This window comes from Candidatus Eisenbacteria bacterium (assembly GCA_013140805.1).
In the GTDB taxonomy this organism is placed as follows: domain Bacteria; phylum Eisenbacteria; class RBG-16-71-46; order RBG-16-71-46; family RBG-16-71-46; genus JABFRW01.
Genome location: JABFRW010000130.1, coordinates 1 through 5,753, shown reverse-complemented (window position 1 = coordinate 5,753; position 5,753 = coordinate 1). Strand labels below are relative to the sequence as shown.

Here is a 5,753-nt window from a genome sequence, read left to right as displayed (position 1 = left end):
GGAGCGTGGGGTTGACGACCAGGAACGCCGCGGTCGCGCTGACGGCCGGATTCCTGGCCGTCCTGCTGCCGTGGCTCGCCTTCTCGCTCACGCATGGCGGCGCGTTCGCGAGCCAGCTCCACCACAACATCGCCTACGACGTCTTCGCCCGCTCGCGGGGGATCGCCTGGGATACCTACCAGCGCACGATGCAGCCCGAGTTTCGCTCGCTCGGCGACGTGATCGCGCGCAATCCGGGGGCCGTGATCGGCCGCGAGTTCGCGAACGTGTTCGAACACCTGTGGCTCGACGGGCGACTGCTGCTCGGGTGGCCGGTCGCGGTGTGTGCGGCGGTGGGGCTGCTCGTCGCGATGCTCGATCGCAGCCTGCGACGACTGTGGCCGCTGGTGCTGATCTGCGGGCTCGCGTTCGTGGCGCTGGTGCCGGCATTTCACTCGGCGCGCTATTCGCTCGCGGTGCTCCCGCTCTACGCGACGCTTGCGGCGGTCGCGGTCGCCTCGCCGCGCTTCGCGTTCCCGTTCGGACCGCGGGGTGCCGTGTGGGGCAAGGCGCTGCTCGCCGCGATTCCGCTGCTGGCCTCGGCGCTCGCCGCCCGCACCACGCTCGCGCGCTCGATCCAGCAGCTCCCGATCGAAGTGCTGGACTCGGCGCGCGCACTTCGTGCCGCGGCCGCGCCCGGCGATCGCGTGATCGCACGCAAGGCGCACATCGGCTACCACGCCGGGCTCGAGGTCGGGCCGTTTCCGTTCGTGGACTCGCTCGCCGCACTCGCCGACTACGCGCATCGCGAACGGGTGCGCTTCCTGTTCGCCTCGTGGCCCGAGGCTCAACTGCGCCCCGCGTTCGCATGGCTGCTCGACACCTCCGCTGCCGTCCCGGGCCTGCGGGTGGTCGCTGCGTCGTCGTCGCGGCCCGCGGTGGTCTACGAGATCGGGCCCGGCTTCGGCGCGGTGCCGGCATGGATGCGAAACGACACGTTGTTCGCCTATCACCTCGCGCGCGGCCGTCTGCACCTCGATGCCTCGAATCCCGAGGCGCTCAAGCGGCTCGGCGGGATCGAGGCAGCGATGCGACGCGACGCGGAAGCCGCGAGGCATCTGGACGCGGGCCTGGCGCGAGCGCCCCGAGACCTCGAAGCACTCCTGGCGCTCGGCGAGACGTGGTTGCGGCTCGGTGACGCACCGCGCTCGGGCCGCGTCTTCGAGCGCGCCGTGGCGCTCGCGCCGCGCGAACCACGCGCACACCTGGGGCTCGGCTGGGCGCAACTCCTCGGCGGGGACTCCGACGCCGCGGCCCGCACCTGGCGACCGGTGCTCACCGCGGGCGCCAATTCGGCTACGCTGGCGCGCATGTTCGAGCTCTACACCAGCCGTGGCGACACGGCGGCAGTCGCCCTCGTCCGCTCGCAGCTCGCCAGGTGATGCGCTTCGCGCGCGCGGCACTGTTGTGCGGAGCCGGTTTGATGCTGGCCGGCTGCGCCACCACGTTTCCGGAACTCGAACCCCGGGTGCGATCGCGCGGCCCCGAAGCGCCGAACGTGGACTCGGTCACGGTCGCGCTGTGGCGCTTCGACGATGCGGCCGGCGGCCAGTCGACCGACACCGGGCCATTCCGGCTCGCCGGAACTTTCGGCATCGACACCCGGCCCGACTTCGGACGCTTCGGACAGGCGCGTCGCTTCGAACGCAGCACCGGCTCCTTCATGGTGGTGTCGCCGAGCACCCACCTGGTGCCGCGCGACGGCTTCAGTTGCGAGGCGTGGGTGAACATCGACGAGTACGGTCAGTACGAACTCACTCCGATCGCCTGTTGCTGGACCGAGGACCCGAATCGCCAGAGCTGGATGTTCGCGATCGGCGGCCAGCGACTCGAACCGCCGCGCGCCTACATCGCGAGCCCCGGCTTCCACAACTTCATCGCACCGCTCGGCTCGCTCGGGCGGCTCATCTTCGCGTTTCAGCCCGACGCGGCCGGCGCACCGGTCAGCTATCAGTCCGCGGTGCTGGTCGAACGCAAGCGCTGGGTCCACGTGGCCGTCACACTCGACGGCGAGCTGGTACGGCTGTGGATCGACGGACTGCTCGACTCGCAGTACGCGACGCGCAGTCACATCCGTTCGAGTGACGCGCCGCTGCTGGTCGCCAACTACTTCGACACCCGGCGGCTGACCGACTTCACCGGCAGCCTGCGCCTCGACGGCGGCGATCCGAACCCGTACTACGCCTTCGTGGGTTCGATCGACGAGCTGCGCATCTCGTCGGCGGCGCGCGTCGACTTCCCGCGCCCGGGCGGACGCTAGCGCGGCGATCTCCGGGCCGGGGGCGATGCGCGGCCATCGCCTGCGCATTCGGTTGACGCCCCGCCGTTGAAGGTGTCATCGCGCGACGCGTCGCACCGCGAGGATCGCTGAAGATCCCCGTGCTCCCGGCTGGCGCGATTCCCGCAACCTTTCGCCGCCGTTGCGCGCGACGAGCCCCCGCTCATCTCCCCGCGGGAGTTCGCTCATGTGGATGGCGCTCGGCGTGTGCCTGCTCGAGGCTCTGGAGCCTCGACCGTCGGTATCCGTTCGGATCATCGTTGCACCGCTCGTTTCCGCGCACTCGACGTGGACTTCGAAACTCGATGCGCTGGGGCTGCGGCGGTTGAGCCGGCTTCCGATCACGGCTCCGTCGGGGTGGCTCCATCGCATTCCCGGCGAACTGCTGCTGTTCGAAGCCTCCGACACGCTGCGTGCCCGGTTGGCACTCGACGCATTGCGCGACTCCCCCGAGATCGCGTGGGCCGAGCCCGAAACCGAGCGCACCACCTGCGATGCGTGGATGACGCCTCCGGTGTCTGCACCCGCGCAAGCACCACCGCCTCCCACGCTGCCGCCCCAGTTTCCGAACGACCCGCTGTTCCGAGACGGACGCCAGTGGGGACTTCGAAACGCGGGCACGCCCTACGCAGGCCGCGCCGGCGCCGATGTGCGCGCGCTCGAGGCGTGGAGCGTGAGCCGCGGCCGCGACGCCGTGATCCTGGGTGTGGTCGACACCGGGATCGACCCGACACAGCCCGAGCTGGGCGGTCAGCTCGCGGACGGCTCACCCCGCATCCGTTCCGCGTTCAATACCGCCGATCCTCGCGAATCGGTGCACGACTCGATCGGACACGGCACGCTGGTCGCAGGCGTAATGGCGGCGCGCACCGGAAACGGCACGATGTTCGACTCGCTCGGGGTCGCGGGGGTGTGCGGCGGTGACGGCTCGGGCAACGCGGGATGTCGCATCGTGCCGGTCCGCGTCACGCACGGCGGCCTGCGAACCGCCGGTACGTTCGCAATCGCGAACGGCATCCTGCACGCGGCCGGCGCGGGTGCCCGCGCCATCAATCTGTCGTTCGCCGGCAGCTCGCCATCACGCGCCGAGCGCCTCGCACTGGCGACCGCGATCGCGAGAAGCTCGATCGTGGTGGCGGCGAGCGGTAACGACGGCTACACCGCCGGCAGCGCGGCCCGCTGGCCGGCCGCACATGCCGCCGAGGGACTCTGCATCCAGGTCGGTGCCAGCGACTCGTTCGACGAACGCGCGAACTTCTCGTCGTTCGGTCCGGGGCTCGATCTGCTGGCGCCGGGCGTCGAGGTGTGGGGAACCTCCATGACCTATCGCGGCTCCACCGGCTACCAGTTCCCCGGCTGCGTCGCGGCTGCCGGCACCTCATTCGCCGCCCCATTCGTGACCGGTGCGATCGGGCTCGTGGCCGCACTGCGCGACGACCTGTTGCCCGATGATCATGGGCCGCTGCTGCGCGCCGCGGCCCGCGACATCGGCCCGGCCGGATTCGACGCCACCAGCGGCGCCGGAGTGCTCGACCTCGAGCGCACGCTGCAACTGGCCGCGCGCGACCGCGCGGTCTGGCATGCGGAGCTGGCACCCAGCGTGAGCCTCGCCGCTCGCGACTCGCTGCGAGTCGGCGAGCCCGGCATCGCGATCCTTGACTCACTCGGCGGCCAGGCTCGCGTCGAGTGGTGGTTCGCGCGCGCGCCATTCACCTTGCCCGACTCGCTCGCCGACTCGACGCTCGACGCTCCCGCGCTCGCGTGGGCACGAGCCTCGCGCAGCCGCACGATTCGAGACGATCGAACGCCGCCCTGGCTCTCGACCTGGGCACAGGTGACGCGAAGCGGACCGCGTCGATACGAAGCCACCGGCTGGCTCGCGCGCGTCGTCGACCCGCGCGCCGAGCGCCTCGATCCCGCGCTGTCCCGCTGGATCCCGTGCCCGCCCGAGTCCGCGCGCATCGCCGTTACGGCACTCGCGGCGCGGCGCATGGCGACAAACGGACCGGCGCCGGCACCAGCATCGACCCCGGCATTCGCGGTGTCGCCCAATCCCTTTCGCGGCGAGCTGAGCCTGAGCGGCCGGCCCGGTGATCGCCTCGCGATCCTCGATCTCGCCGGCCGCCGCGTGGCGCGAATCACGCTCGACGCGCGCGGACGGGGGCAATGGAACGGGCAGAACGAAGCGCGGCGACGGGTGCCGCCCGGACTCTACTTCGCGCGCCGCATCGACGGGCGCGAAGTGGTGCGACTGGTCCGACTCGACTGACCGGCGGGTGCGCGGCCAGAGGCGAGCGGCGCTCTCGCCGCGAAACTCACGGCGCGGCGGAGCCGCTCTCGGCCACGAAGCCCGCCCAGTAGTAAGGATGTGTGCTGCGCCCCTCGGCACGACGGGCGCGCAACACCGCACGCGTGGCCGCCCGAGCGGAGGCGGCCGCCGCGAGCCCATCGGCAAAGCGGGCGCGACTCAGTTCGCGCATCCATTCGGCGGTCGAGCGATCGTCGATGCGCCACAGGCTCATCACCACCGCGCGAGCACCCGCGGCGCGAAACGCGCGGCGCAGCCCCATCACGCCCTCATTCGAATCGATCCGGCCGAGTCCGGTCTCGCATGCCGAGAGCACCGCCCATTCGAGTCCTTCGAGATCGAGCCCGGCGACTTCCTCGGCACTCAACAGGCCGTCCGCAGCGGCCGAGCGGGAGGAGTCGCGCAGGTTGGCCCCTGCGAGCGCGAGCCCGCCGCGCACCAGCGGGTGGCGACGCGCGAGCGAGTCGCCGCCTCCGCCACGCGCATCGACGGCACATCGTTCCGGCAGGAAGAACCCGTGCGACGCCACGTGCAGCGCGCGCATTCCGGGCGCTGCCTCGCGCAGCGCGCGCTCAGTCGCCGCGGCACCCGTGAGCACGATCGCCCGATCCGCGTTCGCGGTTTCACTCGAGTCCGCGTTCGGCGGTGTGCGAGCGCCCGAGCGCGCCGCCTCCCAGATGCGAGCGACCTCCGCGGCCTCGGCGCGCGAACCGGGCAGGCGCTCGAAGCGCCCGTCCCTGAGCACGGCGCACACGTCGTCGGACGCGCGAGGCGCGCGGCGAGCCGGTGCGTCCGCCGCTCCGAAGTCGGCCCCTCCGATCACCAGCAGTCCGTGGCCGCGGCGCGTCGAGTCGGGCGCCGAGACCAGATCGCGCTCGATCGCGAGCATCTGAAGCAGCGGGCCCGACTCGGCCAGTGTGCCTCCACGCCCGTCCGGCAGTGCCGCCAGCGGCACCAGCGAGAGCGAGCGATCGGGCACCACCAGCACGCGTTCGAGATCCGCGAGCAGCGGCACGAGCGGATCCCACAACAACTTTCTCAGCGCTCGTCCGCGCGCCTCGCACTGGGCCTCCGCCTGAACGCGCCGCAGCGAGGCGGGTGGTCGCGCGATCGCGCTGCGCCATGCTT

General features: G+C 71.8%; 4 protein-coding genes. 3 read left to right on the top strand and 1 reads right to left on the bottom strand.

The genetic code is table 11. The features are described from left to right. The first annotated feature begins 11 nt into the window (after positions 1–11). From HOP12_10305 to HOP12_10295, 3 genes are all read left to right on the top strand, one after another. Positions 12–1,421, top strand: coding sequence for a hypothetical protein (locus HOP12_10305; GenBank protein ID NOT34549.1), 1,410 nt, complete (start codon positions 12–14; stop codon positions 1,419–1,421). Continuing rightward, positions 1,421–2,299 (top strand): LamG domain-containing protein, encoded by an 879-nt coding sequence (locus HOP12_10300; GenBank protein NOT34548.1) that lies wholly within the window; start codon positions 1,421–1,423, stop codon positions 2,297–2,299. The genes HOP12_10305 and HOP12_10300 overlap by 1 nt, the downstream gene beginning before the upstream one ends. A 205-nt stretch (positions 2,300–2,504) precedes the next feature. After that, positions 2,505–4,586, top strand: coding sequence for a S8 family serine peptidase (locus HOP12_10295; GenBank protein NOT34547.1), 2,082 nt, complete (start codon positions 2,505–2,507; stop codon positions 4,584–4,586). Positions 4,587–4,632: 46 nt separating this feature from the next. Here the strand turns inward: HOP12_10295 and HOP12_10290 are convergent. Beyond that, positions 4,633–5,753, bottom strand: a 1,121-nt coding sequence (locus HOP12_10290) for a CHAT domain-containing protein (GenBank protein ID NOT34546.1), incomplete at its 5' end; no start/stop codon positions are given.

Coding starts and splice junctions, on each gene's coding strand:
- HOP12_10300 (NOT34548.1), top strand. CDS start 1,421: ATGCGCTTCGCGCGCGCGGCACTGTTGTGCGGAGCCGGTTTGATGCTG.
- HOP12_10295 (NOT34547.1), top strand. CDS start 2,505: ATGTGGATGGCGCTCGGCGTGTGCCTGCTCGAGGCTCTGGAGCCTCGA.